Source organism: Nonomuraea polychroma (assembly GCF_004011505.1).
Taxonomy (GTDB): Bacteria; Actinomycetota; Actinomycetes; order Streptosporangiales; family Streptosporangiaceae; genus Nonomuraea; species Nonomuraea polychroma.
The window spans coordinates 6,673,801-6,692,281 of sequence record NZ_SAUN01000001.1 but is presented as its reverse complement, the minus strand read 5'-3'; the positions used below and the strand labels follow the sequence as shown (position 1 = coordinate 6,692,281).

General features: G+C 70.2%; 22 protein-coding genes and 1 tRNA gene. 13 read left to right on the top strand and 10 right to left on the bottom strand.

Annotated features, from left to right (window positions below; translation table 11 throughout):
* Window positions 1-15: 15 nt before the first annotated feature.
* Together EDD27_RS30540 and EDD27_RS30535 are read right to left on the bottom strand one after the other, a co-directional pair.
* Window positions 16-858, bottom strand: coding sequence for a hypothetical protein (locus EDD27_RS30540; RefSeq protein WP_127935447.1), 843 nt, complete (start codon window positions 856-858; stop codon window positions 16-18).
* A gap of 58 nt (window positions 859-916) precedes the next feature.
* Entirely contained in the window at window positions 917-1,894 is a 978-nt protein-coding gene (locus EDD27_RS30535; RefSeq protein WP_127935446.1) for a helix-turn-helix transcriptional regulator, read from the bottom strand.
* A 46-nt stretch (window positions 1,895-1,940) separates the two neighbouring features.
* On the opposite strand from EDD27_RS30535, the gene EDD27_RS30530 reads away from it, so the two are divergent.
* Window positions 1,941-2,378, top strand: a complete 438-nt coding sequence (locus EDD27_RS30530; RefSeq protein WP_127935445.1) for a hypothetical protein — start codon at window positions 1,941-1,943, stop codon at window positions 2,376-2,378.
* Here the strand turns inward: EDD27_RS30530 and EDD27_RS30525 are convergent.
* Window positions 2,365-2,673 (bottom strand): hypothetical protein, encoded by a 309-nt coding sequence (locus EDD27_RS30525; RefSeq protein WP_127935444.1) that lies wholly within the window; start codon window positions 2,671-2,673, stop codon window positions 2,365-2,367. The two genes, EDD27_RS30530 and EDD27_RS30525, sit on opposite strands and share 14 nt — an antisense overlap.
* A gap of 80 nt (window positions 2,674-2,753) precedes the next feature.
* On the opposite strand from EDD27_RS30525, the gene EDD27_RS30520 reads away from it, so the two are divergent.
* The gene (locus EDD27_RS30520; RefSeq protein ID WP_127935443.1) at window positions 2,754-3,527 is read left to right on the top strand and encodes an SDR family oxidoreductase; all 774 of its coding nucleotides are present in this window, start codon (window positions 2,754-2,756) and stop codon (window positions 3,525-3,527) included.
* On the opposite strand, the gene EDD27_RS30515 is transcribed toward EDD27_RS30520, so the two are convergent.
* The 4 genes from EDD27_RS30515 to EDD27_RS30500 all read right to left on the bottom strand — a co-directional run bounded on the left by EDD27_RS30515 (window position 3,511) and on the right by EDD27_RS30500 (window position 8,031).
* Window positions 3,511-3,954, bottom strand: coding sequence for a hypothetical protein (locus EDD27_RS30515; RefSeq protein WP_127935442.1), 444 nt, complete (start codon window positions 3,952-3,954; stop codon window positions 3,511-3,513). The genes EDD27_RS30520 and EDD27_RS30515 overlap by 17 nt on opposite strands.
* 37 nt (window positions 3,955-3,991) lie before the next feature.
* The gene (gene nhaA / locus EDD27_RS30510) at window positions 3,992-5,788 is read right to left on the bottom strand and encodes a Na+/H+ antiporter NhaA (RefSeq protein ID WP_127935441.1); all 1,797 of its coding nucleotides are present in this window, start codon (window positions 5,786-5,788) and stop codon (window positions 3,992-3,994) included.
* Between the two features lie 28 nt (window positions 5,789-5,816).
* Window positions 5,817-6,506 carry a GAP family protein gene (locus EDD27_RS30505; RefSeq protein WP_164903850.1) on the bottom strand — a complete coding sequence of 230 codons (690 nt, stop codon included), beginning with the start codon at window positions 6,504-6,506 and terminating at the stop codon, window positions 5,817-5,819.
* A 154-nt stretch (window positions 6,507-6,660) separates the two neighbouring features.
* Window positions 6,661-8,031 carry a Dyp-type peroxidase gene (locus tag EDD27_RS30500; protein ID WP_127935439.1) on the bottom strand — a complete coding sequence of 457 codons (1,371 nt, stop codon included), beginning with the start codon at window positions 8,029-8,031 and terminating at the stop codon, window positions 6,661-6,663.
* 200 nt (window positions 8,032-8,231) lie between these two features.
* Here EDD27_RS30500 and EDD27_RS30495 point away from each other — a divergent pair, with 200 nt between their 5' ends.
* Window positions 8,232-8,669, top strand: coding sequence for a hypothetical protein (locus EDD27_RS30495; RefSeq protein ID WP_127935438.1), 438 nt, complete (start codon window positions 8,232-8,234; stop codon window positions 8,667-8,669).
* Here the strand turns inward: EDD27_RS30495 and EDD27_RS30490 are convergent.
* The gene (locus tag EDD27_RS30490; RefSeq protein ID WP_127935437.1) at window positions 8,614-9,108 is read right to left on the bottom strand and encodes a 2-thiouracil desulfurase family protein; all 495 of its coding nucleotides are present in this window, start codon (window positions 9,106-9,108) and stop codon (window positions 8,614-8,616) included. The genes EDD27_RS30495 and EDD27_RS30490 overlap by 56 nt on opposite strands.
* Window positions 9,109-9,168: 60 nt before the next feature.
* On the opposite strand from EDD27_RS30490, the gene EDD27_RS30485 reads away from it, so the two are divergent.
* The 7 genes from EDD27_RS30485 (at window position 9,169) to EDD27_RS30455 (ending at window position 13,625) form a co-directional block, all read left to right on the top strand.
* On the top strand, window positions 9,169-9,531 hold the full coding sequence (locus tag EDD27_RS30485) for a hypothetical protein (RefSeq protein ID WP_127935436.1): 363 nt from the start codon (window positions 9,169-9,171) through the stop codon (window positions 9,529-9,531).
* Entirely contained in the window at window positions 9,528-9,914 is a 387-nt protein-coding gene (locus EDD27_RS30480) for a hypothetical protein (protein ID WP_127935435.1), read from the top strand. Before EDD27_RS30485 ends, EDD27_RS30480 begins: the two co-directional genes overlap by 4 nt.
* A gap of 31 nt (window positions 9,915-9,945) precedes the next feature.
* A complete protein-coding gene (locus EDD27_RS30475) occupies window positions 9,946-10,551 on the top strand; it encodes an SRPBCC family protein (RefSeq protein ID WP_127935434.1) in 606 nt (201 codons plus the stop codon).
* A gap of 118 nt (window positions 10,552-10,669) precedes the next feature.
* On the top strand, window positions 10,670-11,908 hold the full coding sequence (locus EDD27_RS30470; protein WP_127935433.1) for a CynX/NimT family MFS transporter: 1,239 nt from the start codon (window positions 10,670-10,672) through the stop codon (window positions 11,906-11,908).
* A 4-nt stretch (window positions 11,909-11,912) separates the two neighbouring features.
* Window positions 11,913-12,752 carry an alanyl-tRNA editing protein gene (locus EDD27_RS30465; protein ID WP_127935432.1) on the top strand — a complete coding sequence of 280 codons (840 nt, stop codon included), beginning with the start codon at window positions 11,913-11,915 and terminating at the stop codon, window positions 12,750-12,752.
* Between the two features lie 122 nt (window positions 12,753-12,874).
* On the top strand, window positions 12,875-13,090 hold the full coding sequence (locus tag EDD27_RS30460; RefSeq protein ID WP_127935431.1) for a helix-turn-helix domain-containing protein: 216 nt from the start codon (window positions 12,875-12,877) through the stop codon (window positions 13,088-13,090).
* Window positions 13,091-13,094: 4 nt separating this feature from the next.
* Window positions 13,095-13,625 carry a Clp protease N-terminal domain-containing protein gene (locus EDD27_RS30455; RefSeq protein ID WP_127935430.1) on the top strand — a complete coding sequence of 177 codons (531 nt, stop codon included), beginning with the start codon at window positions 13,095-13,097 and terminating at the stop codon, window positions 13,623-13,625.
* Window positions 13,626-13,628: 3 nt separating this feature from the next.
* Here EDD27_RS30455 and EDD27_RS30450 read toward each other — a convergent pair whose 3' ends face one another.
* Complete coding sequence (locus EDD27_RS30450) at window positions 13,629-14,522, bottom strand: RNA polymerase sigma-70 factor (protein WP_127935429.1); 894 nt, start codon at window positions 14,520-14,522, stop codon at window positions 13,629-13,631.
* Between the two features lie 74 nt (window positions 14,523-14,596).
* Here EDD27_RS30450 and EDD27_RS30445 point away from each other — a divergent pair.
* The 3 genes from EDD27_RS30445 to EDD27_RS30435 all read left to right on the top strand — a co-directional run bounded on the left by EDD27_RS30445 (window position 14,597) and on the right by EDD27_RS30435 (window position 17,865).
* Window positions 14,597-14,669, top strand: a tRNA-Ala gene (locus EDD27_RS30445).
* Window positions 14,670-14,835: 166 nt separating this feature from the next.
* Window positions 14,836-15,813: a hypothetical protein gene (locus tag EDD27_RS30440; protein ID WP_127935428.1), complete on the top strand. Its 978-nt coding sequence runs from the start codon at window positions 14,836-14,838 to the stop codon at window positions 15,811-15,813.
* Between the two features lie 66 nt (window positions 15,814-15,879).
* Window positions 15,880-17,865 carry a sensor histidine kinase gene (locus EDD27_RS30435; RefSeq protein ID WP_206641728.1) on the top strand — a complete coding sequence of 662 codons (1,986 nt, stop codon included), beginning with the start codon at window positions 15,880-15,882 and terminating at the stop codon, window positions 17,863-17,865.
* On the opposite strand, the gene EDD27_RS30430 is transcribed toward EDD27_RS30435, so the two are convergent.
* Window positions 17,862-18,470 carry a response regulator transcription factor gene (locus EDD27_RS30430; protein WP_127935427.1) on the bottom strand — a complete coding sequence of 203 codons (609 nt, stop codon included), beginning with the start codon at window positions 18,468-18,470 and terminating at the stop codon, window positions 17,862-17,864. The genes EDD27_RS30435 and EDD27_RS30430 overlap by 4 nt on opposite strands.
* Window positions 18,471-18,481 lie beyond the last annotated feature (11 nt).

Below are 18,481 nucleotides of genomic sequence, written 5' to 3'. Positions count from 1 at the left end.
GGCGAGCGGTCGTCCTCAGGCCGTCAACTCCCGCCACCACCGCTCCCGGTGCGTGCTGCGCAGCAGCCGGTTGTGCAGGCGGTGCAGGACCTTGGCGTTGTGGGTGTTGACCTCGATCTCCTCCGCCGAGGCCAGGCGGCGCAGGGGGCGGCCACGGCAGGTGGAGCAGTCGCACGTGCCGTCACTGAGCCGCTCGACCGGCACGAACTCCAGCCGCTCCGGCACGAACGCGCTGCGCGCACCACCGCGCCGCCAGCCGCCACGAATTTCGTGAGGTTCCGGGTAGAGGTGACGCAGCACCTCGCGCACGCCGATCGCGGCCCACTCGGCGCCGTGCGCCAGCGCGGCCAGTGCCGGCACGCCCGCCGAGAGCAGGGGGAGCGGCAGCGGCCGGTACGGCGGCCCGTCCTCGACGACCAGCGCCACCGGCGTCCCGTAGTCGGCGATGGTACGCAGGAGAACCGGCCGGTCCTCGGCGACCCACCGCGGGTGCACGGGAAGCACGGCGATCACACTGTCCCACTGGACGGCCTGTTCGAGGGTGGCGTGCAGGGATTCATGATCCCCTTTGCCGATATATCCGGAATCGGTGAGCGGGGCCGTCGCGCCCGCCTCCACCTGGTCCGCGATCCAGTCCGCGGACAGCCGGGCCGTGCCCCGTACTCGCGCCGACCCCGCGTAGCGCCGCCGATCGGCGAGCAGCGGCCCGTCATAACCGCTCCTGCGCGCCATGCGGACGGCGTCGTGCCCGGCCTGTCCGGTGAAGACCAAGCCGGAGCCGGGATGCCCGGCCAGCGTCACCGCGTCATAGACGTCCCTGACGCTGACCTGGACCAGCAGGCGGTCGCGCAGGTCCATGGCGCCCTATCCGGGGCGGGGGAGTCTTTAGAGCGAAATATCCCCATAAATGAGGGGTTCAGGCGCTCCCGTATCGTTCCGCGAGCACCTTCGCCGCGCCCGCCAGCCGATCACGCAGCTCGCCAGGAGCCAGCACCTCGGCGTCCACGCCGAGCCTGAGGAACTCCCCCATCGCATGCTCGATCGACTCGATCGGCACCGTGACCTGCGTCCAGCCCTCATCGTCCGGCGGCCGCGCGGTCTGCCGCGCCGCCGCCACCACGCCGGGCGTCATCAGGTCGGCCAGGCGTTCGAGGCCGCGCGGCGACAGCCGGACCACCGCCTCGCCCCATCGCAGCTTGGCCTCGAACTCGGCCAGGTACCCCTGCCAGTACGCCGCCAGGTCGAAGCCCTCCGGCCGGGTGAAACCCTCCGCGAGCGGCTGCAGGTCGAGGATCTGCGAGACGCGGTACGTACGCACGTCCTCGCCGGCCCGCGCCACCAGATACCACCGCCCTGCCTTGATGACCAGCCCGTACGGATCCAGCCGCCGCTCCACCTCCTGCGGCGCCTTCCACCGCCGGTACCTGACCTGGACGCGCCGCTCGTTCCAGACGGCGTCGGCCACGGCCGGCAGGTACGTGAGCGGCTCCCGCTCCCGGTACCACGTGGGCGCGTCCAGCAGGAAGCGTTCCTGGATGCGCCCGGCCCGATCACGCAGTTCGACCGGCAGCGCGGCCATCAACTTGAGCTGCGCGGCCGTCACCACCGCGCCGAGGCCCAGCTCCGCCGCGGGGCCCGGCAGCCCGGCCAGGAACAACGACTCGGCCTCGTCAGCGGTCAGCCCGGTGAGCCGGGTGCGATAGCCGTCGAGCAACTGGTAACCGCCCTGCGGCCCGGCGTCGCCGTAGAGCGGGATGCCGGCCGCGTGCAGCGACTCGACGTCGCGGTAGATGGTGCGTACAGAGACCTCGAGCCGGCCGGCCAGCTCTCGCGCGGTCATCCGGCCGCGCGTCTGCAGAAGCAGCAGGATCGAAACCAGGCGAGAAGCACGCATATACGCTGACACTACCTGTCAGTGACTCCGGCCTACGGTCGGGCGCATGAACGACTTCGACTTTTTCGCCGGGCGCTGGAACGTGGCGAACCGCCGCCTGGTGAACGGCGCGTGGGACGAGTTCCCCGGGCATTCCGTGGCCACCCGGCACTTCGGCGGGGCGGCGAGCTTCGACGAGATCACCTTCCCGACCAAGGGCTTCAGCGGGCTGACCGTGCGCGTGTACAACCCGGAGACGCGGCAATGGTCCATCTACTGGGCCAGCAGCGCGCGCGGCGTGCTCGACACCCGGCCCATGGTGGGCGCGTTCGAGGGGAACAGGGGCGACTTCTACGGCGAGGAGACCCACGAGGGCAAGCCGGTGCGATGCCGGTTCATCTGGACGGTCATCGACCAGGACACCGCCCGGTGGGAACAGGCCTTCTCTGACGAGGGTCAGGAGAACTGGGAGACGAACTGGATCATGGACTTCACGCGCGCGTGACACCGTGGAGCGTGCCGGCCGGGGCCGCGTCCGCGGAGCTGCGTACCCACAGAACCGCTGCCACCGCCAGGGCCGCGATCAGCACCACGAGCCCGCCGACCACGACCACCCACCACCAGGCCGACCTCGGGGGCTTCGTCTCGTAGTGGGAGACGTCGGGCAACATGTCCGGCGTGTACGGCAGGCGCTGCGTGGATGGCGGGTCCTGTGCGGGCGACTCCGTGGGATGGGGGTAACGGTGCCTGATCGTCTGATCGGGATCCGGTTCCTGCCGGTCAGGCTGATCTGGGTTCATGATCCCCTCGAGCACACTGCGGAGTGTCGGGTTTTCCGCCCACATTGTCACACTCTCGCCTGCTCTCCCGTCCAGGTGGCATGACATCTGTACTCGTAACGGGAGCCAGCGGCCGGCTCGGTCACGCGTTGCTCGAGAGGCTGGTCGAGACCGGGTTCGAGGTACGGGCGGCCAGCCGGGCCGCGCGGGCTCAGGGCGGCCCGGTGCGGTGGGTCGTGGCGGACCTGGTCGCCGGCCGGGGAGTGGCCGACGCGGTGGCCGGGGTGGACGTGGTCGTGCATCTGGCCTCGGCGCCGTACAAGGGCCGCTACACGCGCCGGGTGGAGCTCGACGGCACCTCGGCGCTGCTCGCCGCGGCCCGCCAGGCAGCGGTGGGACACCTGCTCTACGTCTCGATCGTGGGCGCCGACCAGGTGCCCTGGGGGTATTTCCGCACCAAGGTGCGGGCCGAGCGACTCGTCCAGGACGGCGGCGTGCCGTGGACGATCCTGCGGGCGACGCAGTTCCACGAGTTCGTCGAGCAGGCGTTGCGCGGCATGGCCCGGCTCGGCGTGCTGGTCGCCGATCCGGGCATTCCGGCGCAGCCGGTGGACGTCCGGGACGTGGCCCGGCACCTCGTGTCCCTGATCGAGCGCGGGCCGAGCGAGCAGATCGAGGAGTACGGCGGCCCCGAGGTGCTCACCATGGCCGAGGTCGTCGAGCCCTGGCTGCGGGCTCGCGGGCTGCGCAGGAAGGTCCTGCGGGTACGGTTCCCCGGCACGCTGGGCCGGGCCTTCCGTGCCGGCCACCTGACCACGAAGGCCCAGCCCGCAGGCGAGATCACCTGGGACGACTACCTCAGGAACCGTCGCTGAAGGGCGGGCGCTGCGGGTGCTGCCAGCCGGGCGCCTGCTGCTGGAAGGGCGGCTGCGGCGGCTGCCCCCACGCGGGCTGCTGCTGCGGGCGCCCGCCGGGCCCCGGGGAAGGCGCTGGCTGCTGCTGGGGCCGCCGCGCCACCACGGCCCAGATCAGCAAGCCCGTGCCGACCATGCTGAAGATCAGCGAGATCACCGTCGAGACCAGGATTGCGAGTTCGAGGCCGAAAAGGTCGCCCAGCAGCTGGATCACGGGACGCCGCGCGGCGTTGAACACCACCCCCACGATGAGCGCGACGCAGCCCATGATCCCGATGATCGCCGCTCTGCCGTGATCTCGCCGGCGAGCCGCCATCAGGATGATGCCGACGACCGGGAGAAGGCCGAGGAGGAAAAAGCCGAGGTAAGCGACGATGTCGTTCAGCAAAGTGACTCCGAGGGTTGATGCGATGCGGAGGACGACGTTACGAGGGTTTGCGTAGGTCTTCCACGGCCCGGCTGATCGAATCCAGGTCCAGTGGACCCTGGTAACGCACGCCGTTCAGGAAGAGCGTCGGCGTGCCGCGCACCCCGCTGTCGCGCCCCGACGCCTCGTCGAGCGCGATCCTGGAGACGTGTCTCGGCACGTCCGACCACGGCTCGACGTCCAGCTGGGCGGCATAGTGCGCCAGGTCCTCGTCGGTGAGGAAACGCTGGTTGTCGTAGAGGATGTCATGCATCTCCCAGAAGCTGTCCTGATCGGCCGCCGCCTCGGCGACGATCGCGGCAGGCGCGGCCCGGGGGTGCAGGGTCCTGAGCGGGAAGTGCCGGAACACCAGCCGCACGTCGGGGTTCTTCTGCCGGAGCTCCTCCAGGATGGGATGGAGGCGGCCGCAGTAGGGGCACTCGAAGTCCCCGTACTCCACGATCGTGATCCTGGCGGCCTCCGGCCCCCGCACGTGGTCATCAGGCCCGACGGGCACGGACAGGATCTCGGGCAGTTCCTCGCCGGGCTCGGCCTCCGGCGGCGCGCAGACGCCGCCCCGGTCCCACGCCATCCGGAAGATCACCCATCCCAGCGCGGCGGCGAGCAGGGACCCGGCCAGGATCCCGATCTTCGCCTGGGCGTGGATGGCCGGGTCGTCGAAGGCCAGGTCCACGATGAACAGCGCCACCGTGAACCCGATCCCGGACACGGCGGCCCCGCCCAGCAACTGTCCCCACACCAGGTTCCCCGGCAGGATGCCCCATCCGAACCTGAGCGGCAGCCACGTGCCGAGCGAGATGCCGATGAACTTCCCGAGCACCAGCCCCAGCGCCACGCCGATGGCGACCGGGGACGTCAGCGCCGCCCGCAAGGTCTCCCCGTCGAGCCGCACCCCGGCGTTCGCCAGCGCGAACACCGGCACGATCACGTAGCTGGTCCACGGGTGCAGCCGCAGTTGCAGTCGTTCGTTCACGGACACGGCCCTCTGGACCCGCCGGGCGGCCTCCCTGGCCGCCCGGGCGCTCGGCTCGCTCGTGAACTCGTGCACCGCCTCGCCGGCCATCAGCAGTTTCTGGTCGGTCGGCGCGTACACGAAGACCAGGACGCCCAGCGCGATCCCGATGAGCGTGGGGTGGATCCCGCTCTCCAGCGTGGCCACCCAGAGCCCGAACCCCAGCACGATGTACGCCGGCGCCCGCCAGATCCGCAACCACCGCAACGTCATGATCGCGGCCAGCAACACGGCGGCGGTCACGAGCGCGGGCAGCGACAGGGTCTCGGTGTAGAACAGGGCGATGATGATGATCGCCAGCACGTCGTCCACGATGGCCAGCGTCATGAGGAACGCCCGCAGGGGGTCGGGGCACCGGGCGCCGACGACGGCCAGCACGCCCAGCACGAAGGCGGTGTCGGTGGCGATCGGCACGCCCCAGCCGCCGGCACCTGGCCCGCCGGCGTTGAGCAGCAGGTAGATCCCGGCCGGCACCAGCATCCCGCCGAGGGCCGCCACCGCGGGCACCGCGATCAGCCGCCGATCCCGCAGCTGCCCCAGCCGCATCTCGTAGGAGACCTCGAGACCGATGACGAAGAAGAACAGCGTCATGAGGCCGTCGTTGACCCAGTGCCGCAGGTCCAGCGAGAAGACGGCGTCGCCGAAGGACAAGCCCATCGGCGTGTGCCAGAAGGCCTCGTAGGTGTCCCCCCACGGGGAATTCGCCCAGAGCAGGGCCAGGGCGGTGGCGACGAGCAACATGCTCGTGCTGCCGGCCTCGGTCCTGAAGAAGGCTCGCAACATCCCAGATCTCCCCCCCGGAGACCTGATCCTAGGGTTGCTGGAAGAACAAGTTGGACACCGCATCCCTGGCAAGCAGGAAACCGACGATGGCCAGGGACCAGCTGACCATCGAGGCCGAGTTCTTGGTGAGCCACGCCCGCAACCGCTCCAGCTTCGGCTCCAGCCAGGATGCGGCCACCGCGCGCAGGCCCATGAGCGCCAGCGGCGGCACGATCATGATGAGCACGTAGCCGGCGAGCAACGGCAGCCACTGCCCGGTGGGCAGGCCGGAGGTGGTCATGATGCCGACGGCCGCCAGGTACGGCACCATGGTCGCCACCTCGACCACTCCGGCCGTCAGCGCGAGCAGCACCATCACACGGGGGCCGCCCACGCGCGGCTCGAACCGGCGCTCCGGCTTGCCCAGCTTCGCCCGCCTCTTGGGGTCGAACTTGTAGCTGAGTGCGAACAGCCCCACGCCCAGCACGAGCTGCACCCAGTAGGCAGGGCGGCTGCGCAGGGCGTCGCCGAAGTTCTCCATGGTTGCCGACAACCCCAGCATCAGCGCGACCCCGACCAGGAAGTAGAAGGCCGCGATGGTGCCGAGGTAGATCAGCAGCCGTGCCACGCGGGAGCGTTCCGAGGCCAGCAGGAGGTAGATGGGGATGACCAGGGTGCCGAAGCTGGTGCTGTCGATCACCGCCAGGGCGGCGAGGGCGAGCATCAGTCCGATCGTCATGTGACGATCCTCTGGTCGCGGGGGAGCGGGCGCCTCCTCCACCAGGCCGAAACCGGCGTACATCCTTCGATGCACCGACCCGAGCATTTCCTCGAACCGCCGCGCCGGGTCGGCCCGCACCCTCGGCCTCGCCGGGGTGCGGGCCGCCTGACGATCAGAGGTTACGCAAGTACGCCAGCGACGGCGCGAAGAAGTACTCCCCGCCCTTCATCGTGACCGTCTGCGCCACCTGGGTCTGCGGAAGCGACATCTCCGGCTTGCCCCAGACCTTGGGGAAGGTCACCTTGATGTCGCGTTCGCCCTGGCCGATGACCGGGTCGTGACCGGTCGCCGGGTTCTCGAAGTCCGGGTTGTTCGCCCAGGTCTGCTGCGTGAACTCGAACTGGTTGATCAGACTGCCGTTGAACGCCATGAACAGCAGGCCGACCTCACCGCTCGGACGGTTCTCCGGCGGCGAGTCGTCCGACGGGTCGTCGGCGCGCTGCCCGTACGTCTGGCCGCGCCTGGCCATGATCACCTCACGACCGAACGAGCGCGGGTTCGTCTTCCTGACGTGCCCGCTGAACGGGCACTTGCTGCCGTCGTCCCCGTCATAGATGAAGTCGTTGGCCACCGGCCCGCCGCCCGCCTTGGCCTTGCTGGTCAGCGGCGTGCCGTCCTTGAAACGGCCGACCAGCATGGCGCCGGCCCGGTCGCGGTCGGCGTCGGCCAGGCCGAGGCCGTCTGCCAGGTCCCGCTCGATCTCCTTGAACGCTCTGACGTTCTGCTCCAGCTTCCTGAACACGAAGTAGCTGCCGTGGTGACGGACCGGGTTGGGCGCGAGCGGGTCCGGCACCAGCACGTTGGCCAGCGGGAACGCCGGGTCCCATTGCTTGCGCGGCTCCCGTTCCACCTCGTCCTTCAGGAACAGCGGCTGGCTGCGGCCGTCCACGTACCCGAAGTGCTCGATGCCGTCGCCGGCCGGGTTGCGCATGCCCTGCCCGGTCTCCTCGCCGAGCAGGCGGGCGCTGTCCGGCAGCTCAGCGAGGATCTCCTCGCGCAGCGCCGCCACCGACTCGGGCTCGGCGTCGCCGATGAGGATGACGGCGTGGATCTCCCGCTGGAAGACCCACTCCCACTGGTCCACCGGCGGGTCGTCGACCTCGGTGATCCGCCGTTTCATGCCGTCGCGGAACACCTTGTCGCCGAACTTGCGCACCTCGTCCAGTGAATGGCCGAGGTCGATGTACCCGGCCTTGCTGATGCCGATGCCGACGTACGGCGTGCCGGGGCGGCCGCGGGCGGCGAACTCGCGTACCTCCTCCAGGTGCTTACGCGCCGACTTCATCTTGGTGGTCGCGATGTGCCGCAGGAACGCCCGGCCCTCGGCAGGGTTGTTGAACCGGACGAACAGGATGGACATGTGCTCGCGTACGTGCGCGCGCAGGATGTTCGGCTGGAGATTGTCGAGCATCGCCTTGGTGTCCGCGTTGAGCGTGGCCGAGTCCCAGGCCAGGGGTCGTTCATTGTTCAGGTCGACAGGCATTGCCGAATCCCTTTCCCCGTTTCCGAATGAAATCGGGCCCCCAAGCGCGTCCCGGAGATCCAACGCGCCCCACCCAGTAAGACTCCCACACGTCTAAGAAGGTTTCCGGAATATGAGATTTGTTCTACTGCGGAAGTCGTACCGTGACGGCCTCCCTGGGGACGATGGCCCGGGGTCGTTCCGGTGGAACCGTGGTCAGCATGGACGCACTGCGCAAAGCCTTGGGCGGGCTCTCCGCGAGCTACGCTCTGGTCTTCTTCACAGCCGTGTTGCTGCACTCCGGGATCACGCTCGGCCCGCTGAGCCAGCCGGTGATCGTTCCTGCCGTGATCGTGGAGACGCTGTGCGGCCTGGCCATGCTCGCCGGGGCGTACGGCGCGCTGGCCGGGCGGGCGTGGGCTTGGGACGGGCTGATCTACACGCACGCGGCCGCCCTGGGCGGTGTGCTGATGGGCATGCTGGCGGTCGCGATGAATCCGTCGGCCGTGGCCACCACGCTGCTCCTCTGGTATCACGGCACGATGGCGGCCGTGCTGGCCGGCGGCCTCGGCGCCGCCTTCTACGTCTCCCGGGTGCGCCCTGTCACGACTCCAGGGTCCGCAGGTATTCGGCGGCTTCGTCGACGTGCTCCTCGGTGAACACGCGGATGCCGTTCGACTCCAGCAGTGCCGTCGTGACGCCCTGGCCGGGTGTGCGGCGACCGCGGAACGTGCCGTCGTAGATCGACAACGCGCCGCACGACGGGCTGCCCTCTTTCAGGACCGCCAGCCGGATCCCGAAGGACCGGGCGACCGCGAGCGCGGCCTGCGCGCCCGCCAGGAACTCGGCCGTCACGTCCGACCCGTCCGTCGCCAGCACGCGGGCGGCGCCGGAGAGCACGGCCGCCCCACCCGCGCCGCCCTCGATCTCGGCGGCCGGGCGCGGGATCGGCAGCCCGCCCTCCACCTCCGGGCAGAACGGCACCAGCCGCCCCTCCTCGCGCCACCCGGCGAGCCAGGCGTCCGAGCTGGTCTTGGCGCCGCCGTCGTAGCGCACCCGGCGACCCATCAGGCACGCGCTGACGAGGATTTTCTCCACGTCTTCGATCCTATGAGCGCGATCGGGGAGCGACCCACCCGGGCGATACCCTTACCCACGATGAACACCACCGTCTCCACGATCGTCATCGCCGGCTCGCTGCTCCTCATGCTGGCGAGCCTGATCGTCGCGATCCGCGACCGGCCGATGGGCATGGTCCTGCTGATCGGCTTCATCGTGCTCGAGGTGGCGGTGCTGGTGCAGCTGGGGTTCGTGATCGCGGCGGTGGCCAGGGGCGAGGGCCCCGAGGACAAGGTCACGCTGTGGGGTTACCTCATCGGCCAGGCCGTGATCCCGCCGGCCGGGGTGTTCCTGGCGCTGGCGGAGCGGAGCAGGTGGGGGTCGGCGATCCTGGCCGTGGCCGGATTCGCGATCGCGGTGATGACCGGCCGGCTGCTGCAGATCTGGCAGGGTGTGGCATGACCGCGTCGTCCTCCATCGGCACCGGTCCCGGACGTGCCCTGATCGCCGTCTACGGGCTGTTCTCGCTCGCCGCCGGGGCGCGGGCGACCGTGCAGATCGCCGGCAGGTTCCAGGAGGCGCCGCTGGCGTACTCGCTGTCGGCGTTCGCCGCGCTGGTCTACATCGTGCTCACCGTCGCGCTCTGGCGCGGGGCCCGGGGCCTGGCGCTGGTCGCGCTCGGCATCGAGCTGGCGGGCGTGCTCGTCATCGGCACCGCCAGCCTCCTGGACCCGGCCGCCTTCCCCGACGAGACGGTCTGGTCGGCGTACGGCAAGGGTTATCTGTTCATCCCGCTCGTGCTGCCTGTCGTCGGCCTCTACTGGCTGCTGCGGCGAAGGCGTTAGCGTCCGGCGTGCCCGGGCAGTGGCACATCCCATGAGCACGATCGAGCACTCAATAGACGTCGAGGTCCCCATCAGGGTGGCCTACAACCAGTGGACGCAGTTCGAGAGCTTCCCCGAGTTCATGGAAGGCGTGGAGTCGGTCAAGCAGATCAGTGACACGCGGACGGCCTGGATCGCGGAGATCGCCGGAGTGCGGCGCGAGTTCGAGGCCGACATCACCGAGCAGCACCCGGACGAGCGGATCGCCTGGCGCAGCACCGACAAGCCGCACCAGGCCGGGGTGGTCACCTTCCACCGGCTCGACGACAACACGACCAGGGTCACGCTGCAGATGGAGTACGACCCCGAGGGGTTCGTCGAGACCGCCGGCGACTGGCTGCAGCTGGTCCGCCTGCGCGTGGTGGGCGACATGAAGCGCTTCAAGGCCTTCATCGAGTCGCGAGGCGGCGAAACGGGCGGCTGGCGCGGCGACGTACCGGGACCGCATCAGCGCGGCTCGATGTACGGCGACAGCGACGAGCGGGTGCCGCCCGGCACGGTCGGCGGCGACAACCTCCCGCCCTCCGGCACCCTTCCCCCTCCTGGCTCGACGCCTCCCGGCACCGAACCTCCGGAGGGTCCCCGTCCGGTGATGTGAGTCATCCCGCGGGAGCCGGCTAGCCCCTAGCGCGGGCGAGCCAGGAACAAACGTGTGTTTCGGTCCTGTTAAGATAACCATTCATCCCATGATTAGATGAGTGGAGGACCGTGCTCACATGAGCGTGCTCGCCCAGGAGCCAAGAGGCAGGCTCGCCCAGGAGCCACAGGGCAGAACCGCACCCCTTGCCTGGCTTCTCGTTCTGGGGATCGTCCTCGCCGCACTCAATCTCCGCACCGCCGTCACCAGCGTCGGCCCGCTCCTCGACCAGCTGGCCGGCGCGCTCGGCATGTCGAGCGTGGGCACCGGCCTGCTCACCGCCCTCCCCGTCCTGGCCTTCGCCGGCGTGGGCGTCGTGACCCCGGCGCTGGCCGGCCGGGTCGGGGAGCACCGGCTGCTCCTGCTGGCCCTGCTCACGCTGGGCATGGGCATGCTGGTCAGGGCGCTGGTCGAGTCAGCGCCGGTGTTCCTGATCAGCAGCGCGGTCGCGCTGTCCGGCGGGGCCGTCGGCAACGTGCTCATCCCGACGCTTATCAAGCGTCACTTCCCGGCGCGTACCGGGATCATGACCACCGTCTACACCACGGCACTCGCGACGGGCACCATGCTGGCCGCCGCCGCGACCGTGCCGATCGAGCGTGCCTCGGGGGACTGGCACATCGCGCTCGGCGTGTGGGCGGCCCTGGCCGCCGTCGCCGCCATTCCGTGGCTTGCGCTGCTGCGCAGTGAGCCGGAGCGGGACGCGGGCAACAGGGACTCGGGCGTCCGCCGGATGCTCGGCAGCCGGATGGCCTGGGTGATCGCGACGTACTTCGGCACCCAGTCGATGATCGCGTACATCATGCTCGGCTGGTTCGCCACGATTCTCGTCGACGGCGGCTACAGCACCTCACAGGCGGGACTGATCCTCGGGGTGTTCACCGCCCTGAACATTCCCGTCTCGGCCGTCGTGCCCATGGTCGCCGCCCGGTTCCGGGACCAGCGTCCCGTGGTGGTCGGGCTCGTGGCGTTCTACGCGGCGGGGTTCCTCGGGCTCTGGGTGGGGCCGATGTCGTGGGCGCTGGTGTGGGCGGTACTGATCACCGTCGGTATGGGGTCGTTCCCGCTGGCGCTGATGATGCTGGGCCTGCGCACCCGTACGGCGGAGGCCACGGCCGCGTTGTCGGCGTTCGGCCAGAGCGCCGGTTACCTGATGGCGGGTGCCGGCCCGCTGCTGGTCGGCGTGCTGTACGAGCTGACGGGGGGCTGGGCGCTGACGTACACGATGATCTTCGCCGTCCTCGTCGTGCAGCTCCTCACCGGCCTGTACGCCGGCCGCGACCGCTACCTGGAGGACGAGCGGGCGCTGGGACAATGACGAGGTGATATCCACAGCCGTCACCTTCCCCAGCGGCCAGGTCTCGGGCCGCTCTCAGATCGTCGGGACCGTGCCGGCGGGGGACCGGCACGGCCTCGTCGTCGCCGAGACCCCGTTCCACCCCCTCGACCACACCTGGCCCGACCAGCCCGCCGACCGCGGCACGATCGGCGGCGTGCCGGTGCTCGACTGCGTGACAGGGGCCCAGTCGAGCAGCTCGCCGGATTCCGGCGAGATCTTCCTGGGCGACGCCATCCCGGTGCGGCGCGGCGCCGAGGGCTGGGAATGGCTGGTCGTCCACGTGACCGACACGCCGCTGCCCGTGGGCGCCGAGGTGGACCTGGAGGTGGACGCCGGGTTTCGTGCGGCGCTGTCGGCCGGGCACACCGCCTGCCATCTGGCCGCCCTCGCGCTCAACGCGGCACTCGCCGGACGGTGGCGCAAGGAGGCGCCGCTGGACGGGCTCGGCCATCCCGACTTCGACCAGGCGGCGATCTCCTCGTCGCGGATCATCGAGTACGGCAGCGTGGACGTCTACCGCCTGGGCAAGTCGTTGCGCAAGAAGGGCTTCTCCGCGGAGGGCCTGGACCTTGAGCTGGCCGCGCAGCAGGTGAACGACCGGCTCAAGACCTGGGTGGCCGCCGACGCGCCGGTCCGCCTGGACGTGCCGGGGCCCGGTCTGACGGCCCGCCGTACCTGGCACTGCTCGCTGCCCGAAGGCGAGGCGTCGATCCCGTGCGGCGGCACGCACGTCACCCGGACGGCGGAGCTGGGCCGGGTCGAGGTCACCCTCTCCCTGGAGGAGACGACCCTGACCATGCACACCACCACTCGCGCCTTCTAGAGAGCCTGATCACTCCGGCGAACCCGAAACGCGGATCCGAGGCGAAGAACGCGTTGCACCCGCCCGAAAATCCGCGTCAGCATATGCTGACAAGCGGCCGGGTGTCAGCATATGCTGACAGCATGGAAGTCACCGAACTGGCCGAGGCGGCTGCCGATCGCGATCCTGGTGTGGGCCTGGCGGCGGTGGCCGCGCTCAGGACCCTGCTGGAAGAGCTGGAGGCGATGCACGTGTCGAACGCCCGCGCTCAAGGGTGGTCGTGGGAGCAGATCGCCGACGCGCTGGGGGTTCGGCGGCAGACCGCCCATCGTAAGCACGCTCACCGGACAAGGGGGTAGCACGGTGTTCGCCAGGTTCACAGAAGACGCCCGTAAGGCCGTGGTCAGGGCCGGGATCCTCGCGCTCGACGCCGGCCGACCGGCTCTTGAGGCCGATCTGATGGTGCTGGGGCTGGCCGAGGTGCGGCCGTTCACGCTCACGTCGTTCACCGCGTCCGCGAGCGACGTGCGGGAGCGGGTGGACGTCGGCGACGCACGGTCGTTGCTCGCCACGCTGGGGATCGACCTCGACCTGGTGCACCGCCGCACCAGGATCGGCGCCGACGCACCCGGCGCGTGGCGGTTGCGGCGCTCCCGGCTGCGGCCGCTCCGGGTCACGTTGTACGGGCCGCTCGGCCAGATCCCCCTGGCCATGCACGCCAGAAAGGTGATCGAGGTGGCCCAGTGGCGGCCCGGGCCGATCACCGGGGAGCACCTGATCTGGGGACTGCTGGCCGACTGGTCCAACGGCGCCGCCAGGATCCTTCGCGACTCCGGAGTCGACCTCCCGGAGTTGGTACGCGAGATCGGCATGCCGGTCCGCCGGGCCGCCTGACGTTCAGCCCGCCGGACTGAGGTGAGCGATCTTCTCCGGGTTGGCGAGAAGGTAGATGGTCTCGATCTTGCCGTCCGCGACCAGCAGTGAGATGACCGTGATCACCTTGCCTTCCACCGAGATCACGATCGCCGGCCCGTTGTTCACCTCGGCCACCCCGAAGGACAGGCCGGCGATCTCCGCCATGCCGATCGAGGCCATGAAGCGGGCGATGCTCGCCGGTGTGTTGATCGACAACAGGTAGCGGCCGACCTTCTCCGCGCCGGTGATGACCCGCAGTGCCGCCCTGGCCTTGCCGCCGCCGTCGCTGACCATCGTGACCTCGCTGGACAGCAGCTCGATCAGCGCGTCGAGGTCGCCGTTCGCGGAGGCGTTGATGAACCGCTCGGTGATCCGTCTCCGCTCCGTCCCGTCCACGTCGAACCGCGGGCGCTTTTCTTGCACGTGATCCCGCGCCCGCCGCGCCAGCTGCCTGGTGGCCGCCTCACTCCGCCCGATGATCTCGCCGATCTCCGCGAACGGCAGGTCGAACGCCTCCCGTAACACGAACACGGCCCGCTCCAGCGGTGACAGCGTCTCCAGGACCACCAGCAGCGCCAACTCCACCGACTCGGCCAGCTCGGCGCGCTCGGCGGCGTCGGGCGCGGTGCTGATCGGCTCAGGCAGCCACGGGCCGACGTACGACTCCCGCCGCGACTTCGCCCACCGCAGCCGGTCGATCGCCAGGCGCGAGGTCACCCTGATCAGAAAGGCCTTCGGGTCGTCCACCGTCGCCTGATCCACACCCGACCACCGCAACCACGCCTCCTGGACGACGTCCTCGGCGTCGGCGACACTGCCCAGGATTCGGTACGCGACCCCGGTCAACAGGCTGCGATGATCTTCAAAGGCGGACATAAACCTATGACGTATCACATCGTCTTCGGCGTGACACGGGCGCTTCGGGATTCCTATACACTTGGTGATCGCAAGGGGCTATAGCGCAGTTGGTAGCGCGCCTCCATGGCATGGAGGAGGTCTGGGGTTCGAATCCCCATAGCTCCACTCCCTGACGATTGAAGAGCCGCGGCCGCGAGGCCGGGCTCTTTTTTGTTGGCCCCATGGCGAATGTCTGGTTCATGACGAGGTCATGCCGGAGCGGTGATCGCGTCTCTGGTTCATCAGTGCGCTGACCAGCAGAGTTGTGGCCAGTCGATGTGAAGGAGCCATCATGGTCACCCTGCTTCAGCGTCAGGAACACCAGCAGACCACCTCCACCTGGCATGGTCCGCTCAGCTATTGCGCGGCCGCCATGGCGGTGCTCGCCGTGGTCAGCGGGATCGGCCTCGTGGTCGACGGGCGGACGGTGATGGGCGAGGGGGTGTGGCTCAAGCCGTTCAAGTTCGCGGCCTCGTTCGGGCTGTACGCGATCACACTGGCCTGGATGATCAACCAGGTGCGGCGGTGGCGGCGGACGCTGTGGTGGCTGGGCACCGTGACCGTGGCGGGCTTCATCGTCCCGGAGATCTCCGCCATCGTGTTCCAGGCGGCACGGGGGGTCCGCAGCCACTTCAACTTCGCCACCGGGCTGGACGAGACGGTGTTCATGGTCATGGGAGGCGCGGCTTACCTCGGCTGGCTGATGACGTTCGCACTGGGCGTCTTCCTGGTGCTGCAGCGCCGGGTGGACCGCGCCATGGGGTGGGCGGTGCCGCTGGGGCTGATCATCTCGCTGGCCGGCATGTCCGTCGGCTACCTGATGACCGCTCCGACCCCCGAACAGGCGCAGGGGCTGGCCGGCGGACTCGAGCTGGCGACGATCGGCGCGCACAGCGTCGGCGCGTCCGACGGCGGCGCCGGTATGCCGGTCACCGGCTGGGCGACCGGCGCGGGCGACCTGCGGGTCGCGCATTTCTTCGGCTTGCACGCCCTGCAGGTGCTCCCGCTGATCGCCATCGGGCTGCGCCTGCTCTCTCGCCGGTTCACCGTCCTGGACAGCGCCGCCACCCGCAGCGCCCTGGTGATCGTCGCCTCCTTCGGCTACGCGGGACTCACCGGCTTGCTGGTGTGGCAGGCCCAGCGCGGTCAGGCCCTCATCCACCCCGACGGCCTGACCCTGCTTGCCGCCGTCGGCCTGGTCGCCCTCGTTTCGGTGGGCGCCGGCCTGATCCTGGCCGTCTCCGCGCGGCGTGTCCGCCCCGGTGCCTGAGCGGGGGCTGAGTGAGACGCCCCCGGCCGGCGATCACCGGCCGGGGGCGTCTCGTAGGCTTCCGGAGTGCACAAGCGGTCAATGGTGATCACAGCCGTCGTGTTCGCGGCTTTCTCCAGCGTCTACGTGGTGGCCGGCTCACCCCTGGCACTGGTCACGTTCGGCGTGCAGGTCGCCTTCGTCCGACGCCGGTCGTGGTGGTTGCTCGCCGTGCAGGCCGTGGCGGCGTACGGTTCGGTGCTGGTCTTCGACACCTCCGTCGGGATCCTCGGCTTCGTCGGCGGGTCGTTGCTCCTGACCAGGCTGTGGCCGCTGGCCGTGGCGGTGGCGGGCAGCGCCGCCCTGCTCGGCCCGGTCGATCCGGTGATCAGCATGGTGCTGATCTCGCTGCTCGTCTACGGCCTCACCACCATGGTCGACCGCATCGAGCAGGTGAACGCCGCCCGCCTGTCGCTGGCCATGACCGCGGCGGCCGAGGAACGACTGCGTATCGCCGCCGAGCTCAACCAGGGCCTGGGTGAAGCGCTCACCACGATCGCGGCCGGCGCCCGCTCCGGCGCCCCCGATGTGGAGACGGCGCGCCGCTCGCTGGCCGACGCACGGGCCGCGGCGGCGGGCTACCGAGCCATGTCGCTGGCCCCGGAGCTCACCACGGCCAAGGCAATGCTGGTCGCCGCGGGCATCACCGCGGACGTGCGCATGAGTCACGCCGAACCGCTCGGTCCCGCCGGCGCGCTGCTGGCCGCTGTGCTCCGGGAGGCGGTGACCGAGATCGTACGGCGGCGCTCGGCCACCGCCTGCCTGATCGAGACCGTCGCGGAAGGCGCCACCGTACGGCTGCGCGTCTCCAACGACGGCGCGCGGACCGCGGACGACGAGGGCCTGCTCGACCTGCGGCCTCAGGTCGAGGCGGCGGGAGGCACGCTGACCGTCGGGATCACGGCCGACGCCAGGATGGTCGTGGAGGCCACGCTGCCCGGCACGCGACCGCCCGTCCAGCCCTCCTCCGACGCACCGCTGTCGATGGCATTGCTGGCGGCCGTGCTGGCCGGATTCTCGGTGAAGGCGCTGCTGCTCGCCGACTCGTTGTGGCCGCTGCCGTTCCTGCTCGTCATCGTGTTCATGCAGCTGCGCTCGGTCGAGGGACGCCACATGGCGGCACTGTCGATCATGGCGGTGCTGACGTTCGCGCCGCTCCCGCTGTTCGGGCAGGCATGGCTGGGTGTGGCGGGCTTCCTGACGGGGCCGATCCTGCTGGCCTTCCCATGGGCGGTGGCGCTGCCAGTGACGGCGGTGGTAGTGGCGATCGTCACCGTCGTGGGCACGTCGCTCGGCCTGCCGGTCCCGCTGACCGTCAACTACGCGATCAGCACGATCGTGACCGGCCTGGTCGTGTACGGGCTCGTCAGACTGGCGCAGCTGGCCAGGGAACTCCGCGAGTCCAGGGACGGCCTGGCCCGCGCGGCCGTCGTCGAGGAACGGCTGCGTGCCGCCCGGGACCTGCACGACCTGTTAGGACACACTCTGGCCGCGATCCTGCTCAAGAGCGAGCTCGCCCGCCGCGTGGAACCCGCGCGCGCCCGGAAGGAGCTCGATGACGTGCTCACCATGACCGAGCGGGCGATGGAGGACCTGCGGACGGTGTCAGGCGAGCACGGGAAGCTGTCGCTGGGCGCGGAGGCGGAATCCGCACGCTCCGTGCTGGCGGCCGCGGGCATCGAGGTCTCCCTCGAACTCGGTCACTCCGCCCTCGGCCAGGAGGTGGAGACCACGCTCGGCGCCGTGCTGAGGGAGGCCGTCACCAATGTCCTGCGGCACAGCTCCGCGCGCCACTGCTCGATCACGACAGCAGAGGGAGACGGCGTGGTACGGCTGAGCGTGCGCAACGACGGAGCGCGCGCCTCGAAAGGGCGCCATGGTTCGGCCGGGATCGGCAACCTCACCACCCGCCTGGCGGCTCTGGACGGGCGGCTCTCCGTCTCCCAGGAGGACGGCTGGTTCGAGCTGACCGCCACGGCCCCGACCCTCGCCTGGACCCCCGCGCCCGCCTAGATCCACCCGGCTTCCGCGGCGATGCGCGCCGCGTCCGTGCGGTTGCGTGCGTTGAGCTTGGTGACGATCGCGGTGAGATAGTTCCGTACGGTCCCCGCGCTCAAGAACAGCTGGGCGGCGATCTCCGGTGCCTCGGCGCCTCCAGCGGCAAGCCGCAGCACGTCGGCTTCCCGTGGCGTGAGCGGATTGTCGGCCAGGTTCCACGCGGTGACGGCGAGCGAGGGGTCCAGCACCCGCTCGCCCTGGGCGACCTTCCTGATCGCGGCGGTCAGCTCATCCGGCGGAGCGGTCTTCAGCACGAACCCGTCCACCTGGGACGCGAGCGCGCGGCGGAGATGGCCCGGCTTGCCGTGCCCGGTGAGCATGAGCGTGCGGCACTCCGGCAGCCGGGTACGCAGCTCGCCGGCCGCGTCGAGGCCGTCCATCCCCCTTGGCATGTCGATGTCCAGGACGGCCACGTCAGGCCGATGAGCCAGGGCGGCGGCGACCGCCGCGTCCCCGGAATCGACCGCCGCGACCACCTCGATGTCGGGTTCCAGGCCCAGCAGCGTCGCGAGGGCTTCCCTGATGACGTGCTGGTCCTCGGCCAGGAGTATGCGAATCACAAGGTCATGTC

Bases quoted from the DNA above. Each gene is read 5' to 3' on its own strand.
- EDD27_RS30460 (WP_127935431.1), top strand. From the start codon at position 12,875: ATGGAAGTCACCGAACTGGCCGAGGCGGCTGCCGATCGCGATCCTGGT.
- nhaA (WP_127935441.1), bottom strand. From the start codon at position 5,788: ATGTTGCGAGCCTTCTTCAGGACCGAGGCCGGCAGCACGAGCATGTTG.
- EDD27_RS30535 (WP_127935446.1), bottom strand. From the start codon at position 1,894: ATGCGTGCTTCTCGCCTGGTTTCGATCCTGCTGCTTCTGCAGACGCGC.
- EDD27_RS30450 (WP_127935429.1), bottom strand. From the start codon at position 14,522: ATGTCCGCCTTTGAAGATCATCGCAGCCTGTTGACCGGGGTCGCGTAC.
- EDD27_RS30485 (WP_127935436.1), top strand. From the start codon at position 9,169: ATGAACACCACCGTCTCCACGATCGTCATCGCCGGCTCGCTGCTCCTC.
- EDD27_RS30500 (WP_127935439.1), bottom strand. From the start codon at position 8,031: ATGCCTGTCGACCTGAACAATGAACGACCCCTGGCCTGGGACTCGGCC.
- EDD27_RS30475 (WP_127935434.1), top strand. From the start codon at position 9,946: ATGAGCACGATCGAGCACTCAATAGACGTCGAGGTCCCCATCAGGGTG.
- EDD27_RS30525 (WP_127935444.1), bottom strand. From the start codon at position 2,673: ATGAACCCAGATCAGCCTGACCGGCAGGAACCGGATCCCGATCAGACG.
- EDD27_RS30470 (WP_127935433.1), top strand. From the start codon at position 10,670: ATGAGCGTGCTCGCCCAGGAGCCAAGAGGCAGGCTCGCCCAGGAGCCA.
- EDD27_RS30540 (WP_127935447.1), bottom strand. From the start codon at position 858: ATGGACCTGCGCGACCGCCTGCTGGTCCAGGTCAGCGTCAGGGACGTC.
- EDD27_RS30530 (WP_127935445.1), top strand. From the start codon at position 1,941: ATGAACGACTTCGACTTTTTCGCCGGGCGCTGGAACGTGGCGAACCGC.
- EDD27_RS30440 (WP_127935428.1), top strand. From the start codon at position 14,836: ATGGTCACCCTGCTTCAGCGTCAGGAACACCAGCAGACCACCTCCACC.
- EDD27_RS30520 (WP_127935443.1), top strand. From the start codon at position 2,754: ATGACATCTGTACTCGTAACGGGAGCCAGCGGCCGGCTCGGTCACGCG.
- EDD27_RS30505 (WP_164903850.1), bottom strand. From the start codon at position 6,506: ATGACGATCGGACTGATGCTCGCCCTCGCCGCCCTGGCGGTGATCGAC.
- EDD27_RS30495 (WP_127935438.1), top strand. From the start codon at position 8,232: ATGGACGCACTGCGCAAAGCCTTGGGCGGGCTCTCCGCGAGCTACGCT.
- EDD27_RS30480 (WP_127935435.1), top strand. From the start codon at position 9,528: ATGACCGCGTCGTCCTCCATCGGCACCGGTCCCGGACGTGCCCTGATC.